This window comes from Tolypothrix bouteillei VB521301, from assembly GCF_000760695.4.
In the GTDB taxonomy this organism is placed as follows: Bacteria; Cyanobacteriota; Cyanobacteriia; order Cyanobacteriales; family Nostocaceae; genus Scytonema; species Scytonema bouteillei_A.
This window is the reverse complement of the sequence record NZ_JHEG04000001.1, coordinates 7,709,601-7,726,795: the sequence shown is the minus strand read 5'-3', so window position 1 is coordinate 7,726,795 and position 17,195 is coordinate 7,709,601. Positions and strand designations below refer to the sequence as shown.

Here is a 17,195-nt window from a genome sequence, read left to right as displayed (position 1 = left end):
TATGCAACGCAGAGCTATTATTAAACTGACCGCAGCTAGTGCTGTCACGCTTGGAGTGTTGGATACGGTATGGAAATCTTCCACAGCTGCATCTAAAAAAACTGCTCAAGTCAGTATTGATTGGACAAATCAAATCGCGAAGTCTACCCCGTTTACTTTTGGTTCTAATGATTATGAAATTTTGTCTCCCGAACGTGCCGCCGATCGCACTTTCCAAAATCATATTCAGGAACTTGGTATTAAGCTAATTCGCATTCACCACGCTGCATTATGCGATCGCTGGACGGATGCTGCAACCAAAACTTGGAATATTCCCAAAATCAAAGCTGGGTACGATGCTTCCTATCCTCACAACCCTACTATTATCCAAAATCTTCCTGCTTGGCCTAAGTGGATGGCACAGAGCAAAGACGGGCTGTTGGATAAGTCCGAGTACGATCGCTATGCTACCTTATGTGCTCAACTCGTAGAAATTCTCAACCGTCGCCTTCAAAAAAAAGTTATTTATTGGGAACCGTTGAATGAAAAAGAAGTTCTTTACGATAAAGCTTGGAAGTTAGACGAATTATGGATAATTTACAATAAAGTAGCAAACGCAATGAAGGCTGTTGACCCTCAAATCAAGGTAGGGGGACCAGCGCTGACGTGGGACAATTCAAGAAGATTGGAAGCTTTTCTTGCAGCCTGCAAGCAGAATGTAGATTTTATCTCCTGGCATCGTTATGGCAGTAAAGATGCAAAAGAACCTACTGATGGGATTATGTCTTACACACCTAACTATGCACGTCAAGTCAAGGACTTTCGAGCGATCGCAAAGAAATATATACCAGAACGTCCAGTACCTCTGTTGCTCGGAGAATACAATATCAACTATTTGTGGACGTCCGGCGAAACAAGACAGCACAACCATATAGGCGCAGTTTGGTTTGCTTCAGTCTTGAAACATCTTGCTGATACAGGCGTTGATATGGCAACTTCCTGGCATCTTAAGGATGGAATTTACGGTATGATTGACCCAAACAACAAACTGCGACCTCCGGCAACAATATTTGGTTGGGCAAATAAATACTTGATAGGCTCGGTCATGCAAACAACCAGCGATCACCCTTTTGTAGAAGCATTAGCAGTACAAAAACCAGATGGCAAACGCAGTTTGCTGCTTATTAATAAATCTTCTCAAGCTGTTAAGTTGAGCCTGCAATCCAAGCGAGCGCTGACTCAGTCTAAAAATTTCCAAATGCTGTCTTTAAATGCTCGCGGAGTCACTACAAAATCGATGAGCTTAGCAGCTTTGCAACAGCCACTACTCTTAGGTTCATACTCCGTTACATTACTACTAAGCAATACTTAATTAAAAAAGGTAAAGGTAGATGCTTCCCAGATAAGACCACTTCAGACTAACTTTGAGGTAGCGTGGTTTTATGTGCTTGACCCATTAGACCACGATTTATTTATAACTAAAGTTTGAGAAAAAAGCCTCTAACTCAAGAGTGATAAATTGGGGCTTGAGCAAAGGCTAAAAAAGATTACAAACACTACAACATAATCAATCCCAGGCGCACGCCAACAGCCACCGCTTCTGTACGAGTAGAAACACCTAATTTTTGGAAAATAGAAGAGACGTGAAACTTTACAGTATGCTCGGAAATTTGCAATCGTTTGGCGATCGCTTTATTACCCATCCCCGCACCCAACATTTCTAAAACCTCGATTTCTCTTGGTGTTAATGTTTGTACGGGAGTTGCGACTACTTTTTCTCGCCCACTCGCATCTTTAAGAGCAAGTACAGATTCCACAGCATCCAAGTGCAGCACTACCAGCCCAAAAGCAACAGCCTCAACAGCAGCAATAATTTCTGATTCAGTGCTGGTTTGAGGTAATATACCCCTCACACCCCCACGCAAACCAGCCACAAGATCGATACTATCAAGTTCATCGGCAAGAACGAGACATACAAAAGGATCTTGCTGTTGTTGTAAAGAAAGCAGTTTTTCCCAGCTCGATTGTTGAAAATTACTGCTCAAATCCACCAGTACAACATCGGGCTGTAGTTGCTCGATTTCTCCCCCTAAATTATCCAAGCCTGATGCAGTACCCACAACTATCAGTTTGGAATTAGTTGCAAGCACGGCGGATAATCCCGCTCGTACTACCGGGGAAGCAGCAACTACCAATACCCGAATCATATTACCCCCACAACGGGATGGCGATCGCGTAAAAAATTCTCTACTGTCAGGCTGGGGATCGCTATAGCCAAACCGTAAGCAATCATGGTGTTAATTCCAATAACTCGTCCGCGACAATCAGCAAGCGGTCCCCCAGAGTTACCAGGAAAGAGCTGGATATCAGCCATAACTGCGTGCTGTTTGCTGGCATGGATAATACCACTTGTCACAGCACCACTGTCACCAAAAGGATTACCGACAGCCAGTACCAACTCCCCAACTCGTAAAGCATTGGAGTTGCCAATAGTTGCTACAGGTAGATCGGTTCTGGCAATTTTTAGAGCAGCTAAATCCTTTGTCGGATCGATACTGATGCGTACCGCTTCATATACTTGCCCATCCCACAGTTCTACAATTGCTTTATGATGAGTGGCAACATGAGCGTTAGTAATAATTAACCCGTCACTTCGCCAAATAACACCGGAACCACTTCCAAAAGAACTACTGCGAACTTTTACAGTACTTTGACGCAGTTGTCGTGCGATCGTTGCAAACTCTGCTGTTATATCTTGAAACATAATTTTGGTCGCTGGTTACTAATTACTGGTCACCAGTCACTGGTTTTTCACCAACGACTATTTCTAACTCAACTAACGCTCCACCCCTAATAATTTGTAGCTTCACAGTTTTCCCAACGCGATCGCTACTATTCAAAAGCGCCAATATATCACCCGTGTCGTTGACCGCAGAATTATCGAAAGTAATTATGACATCCCCAATCAGTACACCTGCATTGTCAGCAGGTCCATTTGGCTCCACGTTAACAGCGATCGCACCACTTGCTGAAGTTAAATTAAGTGCTGTTTTCAAATTATTCGGCAAACGAACGGCTTGCATTCCCAAACCAAGATAACCGCGTGTTATTCGTCCCTTCGCTAACAACTGGTTGACCACGCGATTAACTGTAGAAGCAGGAATAGTCAAAGCTGTACCCCGTCTTCCTGACGTGTTCATCCCGATAATATAACCTGCAGCATCTACGAGTGCTCCTCCAGCAAAGCCACGATATAGGGTAATATCTGGACGGATAAATTGGTCAATATTGCCACCGCTCATACTCCGCCAAGCACCACTAACAACACTCACAGCACCTATTGCTGCACGGATATCACCTTCGTTACTTCTTGCTAATCCCAGTACGAGATGACCAACTTTGAGAGCTGTCGCATCCCCAATCTGCGCTACGGGAATTTCTGATGATTGCAATTTAAAAACAGCAACATCGGTACTGGGATCGTGTCCTACAAGATTGAGTGGTACGGTTTGTCCGTTGAATAGGGTTGCTGTAATATCTTCGTAGCGGTGGAGTGCTTCGTCTGAGGTAATAATAATACCATTATTCCAGTGAATTCCGCTTGAGGAAATACGGGAACCAGAGTTAATAGCAACAATCGCGCCTCCAACTTGCTCGACTGTTTCTGCTATATTGTTGGAGAGGGCTAGTAGGGTATTTGATGTATCTGGTGAAGGCATTTTGTTTCTCTAAGGAGTGATGAATTGGGAATTTTGAACTGCACTCTAAACGCGGATATTATTTGTGCTTATCTGCGTTCGGGATGCAGTTGCTATAAATTGATAATGCCGTTTTACACCTAAGGCTGACATCAGAAAAATGAGGAGATGAGTACCTAGAAAAATGGCTAGTATTTATTTCAAAGCAAAATACTGAATTTATCGAAGGTTAGAACTTTGCCGTCCGCCCAGTCGTTCCGATTGAGCAGGGGGTAACACGTCAACTGAAATCGTCGCATATGGTCCCAACTTCTGACCAATAATTAAGAACCGAATAAAATCTCCCAATCCCTCAATTAACCGTGAATTTCGTAGCCCTCCACAATCCACTGGAGTGAAGCCAATTTCAAGAGCAAGTTGCATCACCATTTTTCGAGCGTTTTCGTTATCTGATGCAACAAAAACAGAGACTTTATAATCTTCCAAAGGCGTCGGTGCTAGCTCAAAAACCTCCTGAGCAAAAGTGTTAAATGCTTTCACTACATAAGCATTGGGGACTTCCGCAGCCAACTTTTCTGCTAGGGATTGCTCAATAGGCGGGTAGGTAAATCCTTCTGGAATCTCAAAATTGTTGCAATCTATTAGGATTTTGCCGTTTAAAATCTCAATTGAGGAGATGGCTTCTACTGGATCGACTCCTCTAATAGTATAAAGTAAGACATCTCCAAAGGCAGCAGCTTCGTCGTTTGTTCCACCCTGCGTATTGTGTCCCGCCAACTCAGCAACAGCTTCACCCTTTTCTTGAGTTCGAGCACCGAAGAAGACTTGATGTCCCTGCTCTGCCCAAAGAATACCAAGAGAGCGACCCATGTTGCCACTGCCAAGAATACCAATTTTCATAATTGACACCTGGAAAGCGTTTAGTTTATATCTACCACATCGCTACGGCACCATTAAATAGAAAAATTATTCAGAACCCACCAAAACTTCGGGGTGTTGGAACATTGCCAATACATTCCACGCGCCAGAGTCTTTATGGTTGAATTGCACGGTACTTGTTGGGAGCTAATCCCGTCCACCGTTGGAAAGCGCGATCGAAAGCGCTTAACTCTGAGTATCCTAATAGCAAAGCTATTTCAGTCAATGATAATTCAAGTTCTTTAAGATACATCAGCGATAGTTGATGTCGGGTTTTGTTTACCAATTGCTTATATGTAGTATTGCGATCGCGTAAATACCTTTGTAAAGTACGACTGCTGAGTCCCAAACTTAAGGCTATATCTCCTATTGTTGGACATCCTTGCGGCAATGAACGAGCAATTGACTGACTCACCAAGGTTACTAGTTCATTATCTACTTCTTTCTCAACAAAGAACTGATGCAAACGACTTTCTAAAATAGGTAAGAGACTTAAATCGGCAAACGGAACTTTTTGTTTGAGAAGTTCGCTTTCCATTGCAATAGCATTAACAGATTGGTTAAAAAGTACGGGTGTATTCAGCAGTTGTTTGTATTCTGAAGTATTTTTAGAAGAGTTATGCTCTAGCCACACTGTTTTGGGGTACCAATGTTGACGGGTGAGAGTGCGAATGCTATTAATGGCAAACGCGATCGCTGTTTCGGCGTCTTGCTTGCGAACTGGAATTCCTGCATCTGTCACTTGATAAGATAACCATGCTGTATTGCCATCAAGTGTCAGAGCAACTTCAGTCCCTTGTTGCCATACACCAAAATATTGAACCAAGCTATTTAGAGCAGAACCAACGGTAGCAGAGTTTAGTAAAACATAGCCCAATATGCCAAAGTTAGACACGTGATGTGTAAAGCCATAATGCAACCCAAAAAAATCGTCGTTGCTGAGAACAGCAAGCTTCTCTAATAATTGAGTGTGCTGGTAGAGTGAAACATTTTTCGTTGGATTGGTAATATCTTCAATTGTTAGCCCAGCCATTTTTAGAAGAATTTGTCGGTTAATGCCCAGTTGAACAGCCCTCTGGATGGCGTTTGCAACAAATTCCATTGCTATTATGGGAGGCACCGTCATAGAAGCCTTTACTCCAAACCTATCAAAACGGATAAGACATCACAATCGCTTTTTGAGAATTGAATTTCTATCTATACTGGCATCTTATATCAAATTCTGTGTCCTGTAATATCAAGACAAATGAGGAAGCAATATTTTACTGTAGATGTTGGTAAAGCCGACAAGAGTTAATGTCGCTTTTGTAATAATACACACACAAGCATGATTCCAATCTCAACTTTTTTTATTGGACTTAATGGTCTCATAGCTTTTGCTCTGTCCTATATTGTGGTAATGGAACGGACAAGAACTAGAATTTGGCATGGTGAGTCAAAAGAGGATGTTTTGATGCAACCCGATCCCCTAACAAATCCAACAGCATGGGTTGCGACAGTTGAAAAAATCAGCCAAGGGTTGTCTGTTAACAAAACTATGGATGAATCTGTTTTACAGCGCAAAGTTCGCGCTCACGGAAATCTTACAGAGTATGTACCTATTGGCTTGCTGCTGATTATTGCGCTGGAATTAATGCATTCTGAGGTTTGGCTGCTGTGGCTTCTTGGTGGAACGCTCACATTAGCTCGAATTGTCTACGCTTACGGCGTCATTACCAAATACGGTCCTTCTGTTGGACGAGCCATCGGTTTTTTTGCAACTGGGTTTGTCTATATATTTGGTAGTTTAGCTTGTGTCTACTACGGTTTAAAAGGAATTTTGTAATTTTTTTTCAAATAACAATAGAAAAAAACAGCCTAATTGATATCTTTCAACTAGTGGTTCACCACATAAGTTTTGATGGACACTCACCTCGTTCCCTGGCTGAGCCAGGGAATGCTGTTTTTGGAGGCTCCGCCTCCAGTGGAGCTCGAGGCAGAGCCTCGCCGACTGCGTTCCCTGGTAGAACCAGGGAACGAGAGTGGGTAGTGCGTTCACTTACCCATCGAAATTAATGTGGTGAACCACTGGGCTGTAGAGCTACCGAAATGATGGGTATCCAAATACCCGACTTCTTTAAGGTAGAATTTACAAATCTGTTAACAGTCTGGCTTTTCTAAGCAGAAACTGTAGCACTGTTTCTGAAGAAGAAATAATATCTGCCCTGACTTCCATACCTGATTGAATGATACATTGGCGCTCGCCTAGCTTAAGTTCCAAGCTTTCTGGTTGGATAAATACCTCATACACAGCATTTGTTTGAGTTATGGTGTTGTCAGAGGTAACAGAATCTGGAGAAATAGAACTCACGCGAGCTTTGAGAGTTCCGTAATCGGTATAGGGACAACTAGAGACTCGTACTTGCACCAATTGATTCTGTTCCACTTGGCGAATATGAGAAGAAGAGACCAGTGCTTTAATGACTAAAGGAGAATCATTAGGTGCAATTTCAGCGACAACATCACCAAGATGTACAACTTGTAAAGTATTACGCAGTTTAAGCTGTTGAATTACACCAGACGCAGTCGCCCGCAGAACTGTAGCTTTTATATCATCTTCTACTTGTTGAAATTCTTCTTTCTCGCGGTTTAACTGTTTCTGAATTTCTACTCTTCGTTGGATCAGTTGTTCTCGTTCTTGATTTAATTTAGCTAGGGTCACTTTCACTGCGGCGGTTTCTTCCGCAATTTTCGCTTGAGAGATGGTGAGAATCGCACCATTGGAGTCGAGAGATGCAAAGGCTGCTTGCAATCTCGCTTCTGCTGCTTTTACCGCCTGTTGTTGCTGCTTAATAGCTTCTTGCTGTGCTTCAAAAGTGGTTGTTTGTAATATCAACAGTTGTTCTTGCTGTTGTACGGTCAGTTGTGCTTCTTGAAATTGATCTACAGAAATTGAGCCGATTTTTGCTAAAGGTTGATATCTATCTCGCCGTGCTTTAGCTGCTTTTAATGAAACTTCACTAGATTTTAACTGAGCTTGGGCTGATTTTAACGCAAGTTGAGTTTTGCGTAATTCTACCTGAGCTTGCTTTAAATTAGCTTGAGCTTCTCGTAATTGAGCGGATGCGATCGCTTTCTTTTGTTGGACATCCTGTTGGCTGCGCTCTAGCTCGGCTTGAGTTATGGCAATAGCGCGGTTGGTACGTTTGCCTTCTGCTCCTATCTGCCCATCTAATGCTTTAATTTGAGCATTCAGTTGAGTCAGTTGCAGTGTAGCTTCTTCAATATTGGTTAGCAGTTGGTTTTTTTTAGTTTGCAAACGGTCATCATTCATTGTGGCAATGACATCACCTTTTTTGATAACTTGATTCGCCTGTACTGCAATACTTTTAATCGTGCCTTCCGTGGCGGCTTGTACCAAACGCAATTCCCCATTAGGACGAACCACAGCCGGAGTTTTAATCGTAACATTAAATTTTATGAGATTGGCAAGTGTCAGCGTAACACCAAAGATAGCCAGGAGAACAATGCCACCAATAGAGCACCAGTTGCTAATGGGAGGCAAAAATTCTTCTGGCGTGGCAGAGTGGAGAAAGTCTGGATTCGGCACCCCTTGGTTCTTGGTTTTTGAAGGTGAATCTGCATCAAGCATTAAGAGTTAGTTATAGGAAGAATTTAGCTCTGCTATTTTAGTAGATTTTTCTTAAAACCGTGTTCTAAATTAAACTTTTGATTAAGTGGTTTTCTGGAGCTTGTTAAACCCGATATCTATAAATTAGAATTTACGCACGCGAGAAAATAAGTAAGTGTGTCTCATTCTATGAATGAAGCTCTCATACTTGTAACTTCGTGTTTTTTTGGCATTTTATTTATCCTCATACAAGGACAAAAATATGTTCCCTATGAAACACAAGCAGCACAGCCAGGAAGAGCTATGCAAGCAAAAAAACAAGTGGCTAAATATTCTAGCGACTCAGGAGCAAGAACTCGAACTCGCTGAGGATTTAACCGATGTTCAGGGTTCGAGTATAGTTGGTGGTACTACCGTCACCCGTGGCAGGGTTGCTTCAAGTGCTCAAGGTGTAGTAGGCAGATAGGCAGATAGCCAAAGGCTTGAAGATGCCTCATTTACGGTGGGGTCAGGCATAATAAATTTTGATTGAATTCCGGGCTGTATCGAGCGACAAAAGCTCAAAGTGGGAATACTAATCAAGATAAAACACTATGCCTTGACTGACCGCGATTGCTAAATGAGATACCAAATAGTCTTGCAATATGGTGAAGAAGATTGTGGCGCTGCTTGCATTGCCACAATTGCCAAATATTACGGGCGCACCTTTGCAATGAGTCGAATTCGGGAAGTTGTCGGTACCGGACAACTAGGCACGACACTTGTTGGTTTAAGACGTGGCGCAGAAAGCCTTGGTTTTAATGCCCGACAAGTCAGAGCAGCTCCTCAACTAATTGATAGACTCAGTGACGTTCCTCTACCTGCTATCATTCACTGGAAAGGAGATCACTGGGTTGTTTTATACGGGCAAAAGAAAAAAAAATATATTATTGCTGACCCAGGTGTGGGGATTCGCTACATTAGTTATGATGAATTAACAACAGCTTGGGCAAATCGCATCATGCTGTTACTCATACCAGATGAAATCCGTTTTTATCAGCAAGAGTCAGATAAGATTGATGGCTTCAAAAGATTATTAACACGGATTTTGCCATATCGCAGTATTTTGACTGAGGCAATTGTCATTAACTTAGTGATGGGGCTTCTTGCTCTTGCAAATCCTTTTCTCATTCAAATCTTGACTGATGACGTATTAATTCAGAATGATACGCATCTTTTGATGAGCGTAGCGCTTAGTGCTGCAATTATAAATATCTTTAGTAGTACCTTAAAGCTAGTACAGACTAACTTAATTGCCCAATTTGCCCAACGTTTTGAATTAGGACTTATTCTAGATTTTGGCAGACAAATTTTACGCCTTCCCCTAACTTATTATGAAACACGTCGCAGTGGCGAAATTGTCAGCAGGCTTAGAGATATTGAAGAAATTAATCAGTTAGCTTCCCAAGTGATTCTTCATCTTCCAAGTCAACTTTTTGTTGCCTTCGTTTCCTTGGGATTTATGTATGTTTACAGTTCAAAGTTATTTTTCTTATCTATAGCATTTTCTCTGTTGATGACTCTGACAACATTCATGTATTTACCGAACTTGCGCCGTCAAATTCGTGATGTCATTGTGACAAAATCAGAAAATCAAGGAGTCTTAATAGAAAGCTTTAAAGGTATACTGACTCTCAAAACTGCCAATGCTGTACCCCAGACTTGGGAAGAAATTCAATACCGTTTTGGTAATCTTGCTAATCTGAATTTTTGGACAATTAAAATAGCAATTACTAATAATATATTTTCTAATTTAGTTTCTGGAATTGGCAGTATCGCTATACTCTGGGTTGGTAGCAATTTAGCGATCGCACAAGAATTAAGCATTGGTCAACTCTTGGCATTTAACACCATGAGTATTAACGTGACGATATTAATTAATACATTAATTGATATTATAGAAGAATTCACTCGCGTGCAAACAGCTGCTCAACGTATTATAGAAGTTATAGATACGACTCCTGAAGATCGAAACGAACAGCACAAACCTTGGGCAAATATTCCTAGCGACGCAGAAATTATTTGTACAAAAATTAATTTTCATCACATCGGGAGAGTAGAATTATTAGAGAAATTTTCCTTAACAATTCCTGGAGGAAAAATCACTGCTTTAATTGGAAGATCGGGTTGTGGCAAAAGCACGTTAGCTAAACTCATTGCCGGATTATATCCACTCCAAGCTGGTAATATTTGTTATGGAATTTATAACCAGAAAGATTTATCTTTAGAATGCAGACGACAGCAAGTGATATTAGTTCCCCAAGAAACTCATTTTTGGAGCCGTTCTATCCTAGATAATTTCCGCTTGAGTTACCCCAACGCATCTTTTGAGCAAATTGTTACAGCTTGCCAAATTGCTGGAGCAGATGAATTTATTAAAGAATTGCCAGATAACTACCAAACTATCTTGGGAGAATTTGGTGTTAATCTCTCAGGAGGGCAAAAGCAAAGATTAGCCATAGCCAGAACACTTGTTGCCAATCCATCCATACTGATTTTAGATGAATCAACAAGTGCATTAGATCCCGTATTAGAAGCAGAAGTTTTAGATAAAATTTTATATAACAGACAAGGTAAGACAACCATTCTTATCAGCCATCGACCCAAAGTTATTGGGCGAGCAGATTTCATAGTCTTTTTGGAGAAAGGTCAAGTCAAAATACAAGGAAGCCCCGAAGAATTTCATTCTCAACCGGGAGAGCATCTAAAATTTTTAACACCTTAACTTTCTCATCAGTTACTGCTTACAACCAATTTCCAATCAAAACATAAGGTGCCCAGTAAATGGGGTGTTCGTAATTAGGATCTTTTAAAATAGCCAATTGAGATTTCCGTAAAGCTTCTGCTTTAGTTTGTTGAGTATTGGTTAACTGCTGGTAAAATTTTCCCATTAAGTCAGCAGTGGCTTCATCGTTAATAGACCATAATGTTGCCAAAGTACTGCGAGCACCTGCCCTAACAGCAATTCCCGCCAACCCCAAAGCCGCACGCTTATCTCCCGCTGCTGTTTCACAAGCACTAAGAACTAAAAGTTCAATAGCTTGTTTCCGATTTTGTTGATTGTTTTGAAGTAAACTATCAAATTCATCGATCTGAATTCGACCATCCCAAGTTAAGATAAAAGTCTCCGAGGCTTTTGAGCTAAAGTTTCCATGAGTAGCAATGTGAACAATTGGGAAGGAAGCTGATTGAATTTCTTTTTGGAGATTCTTACTGGTAAACTTTTGGTTCAAAAGAACTACAGATGGAACTTCAGATTTAATTTCCTGCAATTCTATTTCTACATATTCAAGAGAAGAAAAGCCTTGCCTTGCTTCAGTTAGCCCAGCACTTAAGACTTTCAAGTTTTCTTGTTGTAAGTGTTTGGCAGGTAATAACTGCAAACTGGGTGTAAGTGCAATGCTATACTTTTCTATTAAAAATTGTTTGCCATCGTGTAATGCTGCCATTGGAATATTTCGCAAGACACCGTCTAGCACAAAAACTAATGTTTTAACTTCACTTCTGTTTAAGTAAGTTTCGCTCTTACGGAGTAACCAATCATAGAGTTGTTGCGACAATGCCATATAATCGTCCCTAGAACGAATGACGAGATTTTGACGTAGCTTGTCTGCAAGATTTTCTAACTGATTTTGCTCGATAGGAGTTGCATAGTGGAGCAGGGGTTGTTGTGGTAAGCTGATAATAACTTCTAAACGATCTGGCAAAATGATGGGATAAATAACAGCAGCATTAGCATCAAAGCGTTCGATAGAATTCGGTTTTGCATCCAAGCACGCTTCTTGGAAAAAGTTATCTAATTCTGCTAATTGTAAAGACTCAAGAACTTGACGGGCTTGACGTAGAGATTCTTGGTTTGGTTCTGTTTTCCCTGGTTGTAAAAGCAAGCTGACCAATTCTCGATAAACTGGTTCTACTCTTTCCCGAAAGGAAAATTGTACATCTGGTTCAACACCAACAAGTTCGTTGCGTAACACTTGAAGATTTTTTACAGCTTGAGTATAAGCTGCGATCGCTCCAGATACATCTCCCTGTTTTTTTAAAAGGCGTCCGAGCTGCCATTGCCAAAGATAAGCAATATCTGGTGCATTGTGAGTTTGAGCCAGCATTAAAGCTTTCTGGGTTAAATCTCGAGCAATAGACCATTGCTGAGTTGCTTCGTACAAGCTACCGAGTCGCCCCAATGCATAAATTTCTGCTTGTTTGTCGCCTATACTTTTTGCTTGTTCCACAGTCATTGCAACAAGTTGGGCAATACTCTCTATAGTTGGTGCATCTTGAATTTTTGCCTGTTCCATACGGGTTAAACTCCGGGCAAAGTTAAGCCGCATATAAGCAACGACTCGACTGGGCGGAAGGTTGGGAAGTTGAGATTCAATGTCTCGGCTTAACTTCCGCGCCACATCCCACCGTTTCAGATCAATTAAGGTGCTAAGTTGATTGAGATTGGCTCGAACTTTGAGGATTTGTGACGGAGAAATAGCCACAACTTTTTGATAAAAATCTAAAGCCGCTTCCATCTGTTTATTTGCACGAGCTATGTTCCCCAGATCGATGGCAGCTGCACTTATATCTAATGGTAATTTTAATTTTTGCGCGATCGCCAGACTTTGTTGCAAAGATTGCTGTGCTTGTTCTGATTTGCCCACCAAACGCAAGTTAGTCCCTAAGTTACGCAGAACGGCGGCTTTAATTGGAGAGTCAGGTTGTTTTTCTAGAATTTGGCTAACTTGTGTCAGAGTAGATAAGGCGCGACGATTTAACCCTAAAGCCCTAAAAGCTTGCGATTGATTGATCGAACTGCGGATAACTCCTGTTCGATCTTCTGCTTGAGTATAAGCTGCAGTGGCTTTTTGCCAGGTTGCAAGCGCTCGCTCGGGTTGTCCGGTTGCTAACTCTAAATTCCCTCGTGTATTGAGTACTTGAGCTAAAACTTTTAATTGCTCTTTAGATTGAGAACTTGCTGTTTTCCCCAGACCCTCTAGCACTTCCAAACCTCGATCGAGTGCCGTTGTTGCTTGAGACCATTGACCCAGTTTTTGGTAAACTAACGAAAGATTACTTAAAACTCTAGCTTGATTGAGTTTATCTCCTTGCTGTTGATAAGCTTGAAAAACGTTTTGCCAGATCGTGACAACTTCCACAAATTGCTCTAATTCGTACAACTCCTTACCGCGATTCTCCTGTTGTAATACTTCGTTTGCCCTACTTTCCTCTGGTAGGGAAGGAAAGGGGTAGGTTAACTGAGAATCGGTATTAGAAGCAATAACGAGCTTCACATTTGTACCAGTTATAAATAAAGCGATAACTAGCCCTAACAACATCCAAATAAGGAATGTGAGTAGCGGACGATAAGATAGTGTATATCGAATTTTCATATTTAGCCTGTCTATCAAATCGCATTACTATAACTTTGTGGTTTATGACTTGGCAATTTTACTTGCCTTGACAATCAGTTGAAGATAACCAAGGGCTGTGGGGAGTAACTTGAGGAGCTTGTGCTACAAGCATAATTTCACCTTTGGAATTCATAACGATCGCTTGAGCCTCCGCGATCGAATCGCTCTCCCGAACGCTCGTATAAGTTGGTGATGATACAATTTCTTGAGCCCCACGGATGAAGGCGGATTTACCTGTTGGAATGGGAGAAGTATCCAAATCTTGCAATGACATATCAGCGTTCAACATATTTTCAGGGTTAGGCAAAAGCCCACCCCGTCCAGTCACTACAAACTTACCAACCGCCCGTCCTCGATTAGCCCGACAACCTTGAGCGACGGTATTAGAAGCATCAGTCAATTGTATGGGTAAGCTTACCAATCCGTGAGTTGGGTCAACATCAGGGGTTTTAATTTCCACAGCACCGCTAACACCATAAGTAGAACTCGCAGTAATATCGCTCAATGGCGTTTCTCGAACGCGGAATTCAGTACCAAAAACGCTCTGAGATGAAATTTTAATGTTCCCTCCCCGTCCTTCCAATGCATTAGCTTTGATGTCGCTATTTTCTGAAGACACTGCAACCAAAAAACGTGTATTGATATTAATATTGCCGCCATTTCCCTGCCCGCTAGTAGTTCCTGCTGTTGCAGAAATTAAGCTACCGCGACGTATTTGAGTTATATCCCGCACTTGTAATGCAATTTCACCACCATCATCAGAAGCGGTTTCTGCTAAAATCCTTCCTTGTTGGTCGAGCAAAAGAGAACGAGCAGTAAGGTTAATATTACCAGCCTTTCCAGTTCCCGTTGCTTGTACGTATAACCCACTACTCGCCTTACCATCACGAGAAGTTCCAATTAGCTTGACGGTATCAGATGCATTAATCGTTACGTTTCCTCCTTCACTTCCACCAAAAGTAGAAGCAGAGATGCGTGCTCCATCCCGAACGAGTAGATTGCCAGTATTAATCGTTAAATTGCCCGCCGGTGCTTCCCCAAATGTTGAAGTAAATAACCCACTAAAAGACTGACCATCCTGAGAAGTCCCAAGGAGTTGGACTGTATCTGTAGCTGTCAAGTCTATTTTTCCACCAGGTGCTAAACCGTTGGTTATTGCCTGAATTTGAGCACCGTCTTGTATTGATAATTGCTTGGTGTTAATTTCAACACTTCCTCCCGCACCGACATCGGATGTAGAAGCGGAAATTCGCGCTTGTTCTCCTTCAAGAGTCAATTGTTCGGTTTTTAAAGATACGTTACCGCCTTGACTGGTTGCCCCAGTTTCCACTTGAGCAAACAAACCACTAAATTGAGAATCTGTTGCTTCTCCTTGAACTTCGACGCTTTGAGCAACAACAGAAATACTGCCAGCTTTACCAGAAGAAAAAGTACCAACTGACACTTGAGCACCGCTATCAATACGTAATGTTTCGGTATCGATCGCAATGCTGCCACCCTGACCGCTTGCTTCTGGTTCAACTTGGCTAAATACACCACTAGCTTGGCTAGCCGTTTGATTGCCTGTGAGTTCTACTTTACGAGCCTGAATTGCTATATTACCAGCATCCCCATCACTGAAAGTAGAAGCAGATATCCTTGCTCCATCTCGAACGCTCAAATTTCCAGTTTCAATTCTGATATCTCCAGCTTTTCCAGATCCAGTTGTGTCAGTAAATAGGAGGCTCGGAAGTGGCGGATTCAGTAAATTTGACTCTCCTACTATAGCGATGGAGTCTGAGGCTTTTACTGTTAAATTACCGCCCAATCCACTATCTGTAGTATAAACTGCTACTTGTGCTCCATCTCCCAACCGTAAATTATTAGTATCAATCCTTACATCTCCTCCCTTTCCCATTCCTCTTGTTTGAGTTCCCAAGATACTGAGGTTAGTTAATTCCAGATCGGCAGACCGAACAGTCATATTGCCTCCACGACCCACACCCTCTGTGTCTGTAAAAACAACTGTGTCAAATCCAGTAAAGGTCATTTTTTGAGCTTCCAGAGTCACGTCTCCCCCAGGAACTGAACTTGATGTAAACGTTCGGATATCGGAATCGCTCACAAGTAACCGATTGGCTCGGATTGCAATTCCACCACCACTCTCCGTGCCATCGACATCCGTTTTAGCAGTAATACTTGAATGCTCCAGTAAATTCACTGTCTGCCCTTGTATCTGAATAATACCACCACCCATACCGCTAACATCAATTGACGATCCTTGAAGTTGAAGATTTTGAAATGTCCCAACACCTCCATATCCCAAAGCAAACCCTTGAGAGGTTGGGTTTAAACTGACAAAACTTTCATCTCCCACACTACCCAGTTCAATTCGACCATCAGGAACCGTTATGTTTCCATTTCCCGCGATTTCACCACCGAGTAATGCCAAGGTCGTATTAGGTTGCCCTTGAAGCCCAGCCGATTTTCCCAAAAAATTTGTGACTATTCCATCCTTATTAAATTGGGATTGGTTCACAATGGAACCCGCATTTTTACCGAATTGCAAGCCAATAGGAACGCTAATGGTTAATAAAGGAGTGGTAGGATTGGTAGCGCTGAACTCCTCCCCATTGGAAAGTTTTAAACTATTGGCAGTACTTGCAATAAAGGAGCCACCAATATTTAGCTCGGCGTTTGGTCCAAAGACAATACCATTTGGATTAATCAGAAACAGGTTGGCTTTGCCTTGAGTTTGAATTAAACCATTAATATTAGATATGGCTCCACCCGTGACACGACCGATGATATTTTCAACACTTGTATCGTTGTTGAAAATTCCAGACCCTCCAGTGGGTACGGAAAAAGTTGTGAAGCTGTGAAACAAGTTATTGCCTACCTGTGTTCCTCCTGTAATGACAAAATCCAGACCCGGTGTTGTCCCACTTGTGACAACTGTTGGGTTGGATAGCGTGCTATCCGGAGAGATTTGCGCGATCGCCATTGCGGGATTGATTGCTATAAAAAAAGTAACAGTAAACTGCTTGACAAATTTAAAAGAGATTTTATATAAAATATGTCTTGATATTTGGACGCCTAGCGGCTTAACATTCATATTTATAATTTGACTTACTAACAAAGTAAATGTTAAGAAACATATCGATCGCGTCGATCTAGCGATCTGTTTGTGAAGCATCAAAGGTTAACTTTGTCTAAATCCCTGACTTTATTTAGAAGTCGGGAACTTAACAGCCGCCTAAAATCAATGTAGTGGACGGCTTGTTACAATTGTTCAGAAGATCTGATAACTGTTCTGTTGTAATTCACAATGACTTCAAGTGTAAAGTTCGGCTACAAAAACTTTATCCCTTGAATTGAATGATTTGTGAGATGAAGAAACCCAGTATTTTCACGTTCCGGGTTTCTATGGTCACTATTGTCTCGTAAATCAAATATGATTCTTATACTTGTTAATTAACAGAATTGATTTTGTAATAGTTGTAATTACTGAAAAAGAAAATATATTTTCATGAATTTAATATTTAGTTAGTTGAAATTACTCAAATTTTAAAT

The 17,195-nt window shown here is 41.5% G+C and carries 12 protein-coding genes; 4 read left to right on the top strand and 8 right to left on the bottom strand.

Annotated elements, in window-relative coordinates; all coding sequences use genetic code 11:
* Position 1: 1 nt before the first annotated feature.
* The gene (locus tag HC643_RS31635; protein ID WP_038082401.1) at positions 2-1,351 is read left to right on the top strand and encodes a GH39 family glycosyl hydrolase; all 1,350 of its coding nucleotides are present in this window, start codon (positions 2-4) and stop codon (positions 1,349-1,351) included.
* Positions 1,352-1,535: 184 nt separating this feature from the next.
* On the opposite strand, the gene HC643_RS31630 is transcribed toward HC643_RS31635, so the two are convergent.
* The 5 genes from HC643_RS31630 to qhpR form a co-directional block, all read right to left on the bottom strand.
* Positions 1,536-2,186, bottom strand: a complete 651-nt coding sequence (locus tag HC643_RS31630; RefSeq protein WP_038082402.1) for a response regulator transcription factor — start codon at positions 2,184-2,186, stop codon at positions 1,536-1,538.
* Positions 2,183-2,743 carry a S1C family serine protease gene (locus HC643_RS31625; protein WP_038082403.1) on the bottom strand — a complete coding sequence of 187 codons (561 nt, stop codon included), beginning with the start codon at positions 2,741-2,743 and terminating at the stop codon, positions 2,183-2,185. Before HC643_RS31625 ends, HC643_RS31630 begins: the two co-directional genes overlap by 4 nt.
* 22 nt (positions 2,744-2,765) lie before the next feature.
* Positions 2,766-3,698, bottom strand: a complete 933-nt coding sequence (locus HC643_RS31620) for a S1C family serine protease (protein WP_038082405.1) — start codon at positions 3,696-3,698, stop codon at positions 2,766-2,768.
* A gap of 198 nt (positions 3,699-3,896) precedes the next feature.
* On the bottom strand, positions 3,897-4,577 hold the full coding sequence (locus HC643_RS31615) for an NADPH-dependent F420 reductase (RefSeq protein ID WP_038082406.1): 681 nt from the start codon (positions 4,575-4,577) through the stop codon (positions 3,897-3,899).
* Positions 4,578-4,710: 133 nt separating this feature from the next.
* Positions 4,711-5,721, bottom strand: a complete 1,011-nt coding sequence (gene qhpR, locus HC643_RS31610) for an AraC-like transcriptional regulator QhpR (protein ID WP_082051873.1) — start codon at positions 5,719-5,721, stop codon at positions 4,711-4,713.
* A gap of 201 nt (positions 5,722-5,922) precedes the next feature.
* On the opposite strand from qhpR, the gene HC643_RS31605 reads away from it, so the two are divergent.
* On the top strand, positions 5,923-6,420 hold the full coding sequence (locus HC643_RS31605; protein WP_038082408.1) for an MAPEG family protein: 498 nt from the start codon (positions 5,923-5,925) through the stop codon (positions 6,418-6,420).
* A 303-nt stretch (positions 6,421-6,723) separates the two neighbouring features.
* On the opposite strand, the gene HC643_RS31600 is transcribed toward HC643_RS31605, so the two are convergent.
* Positions 6,724-8,226, bottom strand: coding sequence for a beta-barrel domain-containing protein (locus HC643_RS31600; RefSeq protein WP_050046637.1), 1,503 nt, complete (start codon positions 8,224-8,226; stop codon positions 6,724-6,726).
* 241 nt (positions 8,227-8,467) lie between these two features.
* On the opposite strand from HC643_RS31600, the gene HC643_RS31595 reads away from it, so the two are divergent.
* On the top strand, positions 8,468-8,671 hold the full coding sequence (locus tag HC643_RS31595; RefSeq protein WP_038082409.1) for a hypothetical protein: 204 nt from the start codon (positions 8,468-8,470) through the stop codon (positions 8,669-8,671).
* Between the two features lie 153 nt (positions 8,672-8,824).
* The gene (locus HC643_RS31590; protein WP_038082410.1) at positions 8,825-10,969 is read left to right on the top strand and encodes a peptidase domain-containing ABC transporter; all 2,145 of its coding nucleotides are present in this window, start codon (positions 8,825-8,827) and stop codon (positions 10,967-10,969) included.
* Between the two features lie 19 nt (positions 10,970-10,988).
* Here the strand turns inward: HC643_RS31590 and HC643_RS31585 are convergent, their stop codons facing one another.
* Positions 10,989-13,622 (bottom strand): CHAT domain-containing protein, encoded by a 2,634-nt coding sequence (locus HC643_RS31585; protein WP_038082412.1) that lies wholly within the window; start codon positions 13,620-13,622, stop codon positions 10,989-10,991.
* Positions 13,623-13,680: 58 nt separating this feature from the next.
* On the bottom strand, positions 13,681-16,737 hold the full coding sequence (locus tag HC643_RS31580; protein ID WP_038082413.1) for a two-partner secretion domain-containing protein: 3,057 nt from the start codon (positions 16,735-16,737) through the stop codon (positions 13,681-13,683).
* Between the last annotated feature and the right edge of the window lie 458 nt (positions 16,738-17,195).

What these genes read in the sequence shown, in the direction of transcription:
- HC643_RS31635 (WP_038082401.1), top strand. Translation starts at nt 2, where the DNA reads ATGCAACGCAGAGCTATTATTAAACTGACCGCAGCTAGTGCTGTCACG.
- HC643_RS31630 (WP_038082402.1), bottom strand. Translation starts at nt 2,186, where the DNA reads ATGATTCGGGTATTGGTAGTTGCTGCTTCCCCGGTAGTACGAGCGGGA.
- HC643_RS31625 (WP_038082403.1), bottom strand. Translation starts at nt 2,743, where the DNA reads ATGTTTCAAGATATAACAGCAGAGTTTGCAACGATCGCACGACAACTG.
- HC643_RS31620 (WP_038082405.1), bottom strand. Translation starts at nt 3,698, where the DNA reads ATGCCTTCACCAGATACATCAAATACCCTACTAGCCCTCTCCAACAAT.
- HC643_RS31615 (WP_038082406.1), bottom strand. Translation starts at nt 4,577, where the DNA reads ATGAAAATTGGTATTCTTGGCAGTGGCAACATGGGTCGCTCTCTTGGT.
- qhpR (WP_082051873.1), bottom strand. Translation starts at nt 5,721, where the DNA reads ATGACGGTGCCTCCCATAATAGCAATGGAATTTGTTGCAAACGCCATC.
- HC643_RS31605 (WP_038082408.1), top strand. Translation starts at nt 5,923, where the DNA reads ATGATTCCAATCTCAACTTTTTTTATTGGACTTAATGGTCTCATAGCT.
- HC643_RS31600 (WP_050046637.1), bottom strand. Translation starts at nt 8,226, where the DNA reads ATGCTTGATGCAGATTCACCTTCAAAAACCAAGAACCAAGGGGTGCCG.
- HC643_RS31595 (WP_038082409.1), top strand. Translation starts at nt 8,468, where the DNA reads ATGTTCCCTATGAAACACAAGCAGCACAGCCAGGAAGAGCTATGCAAG.
- HC643_RS31590 (WP_038082410.1), top strand. Translation starts at nt 8,825, where the DNA reads ATGAGATACCAAATAGTCTTGCAATATGGTGAAGAAGATTGTGGCGCT.
- HC643_RS31585 (WP_038082412.1), bottom strand. Translation starts at nt 13,622, where the DNA reads ATGAAAATTCGATATACACTATCTTATCGTCCGCTACTCACATTCCTT.
- HC643_RS31580 (WP_038082413.1), bottom strand. Translation starts at nt 16,737, where the DNA reads ATGAATGTTAAGCCGCTAGGCGTCCAAATATCAAGACATATTTTATAT.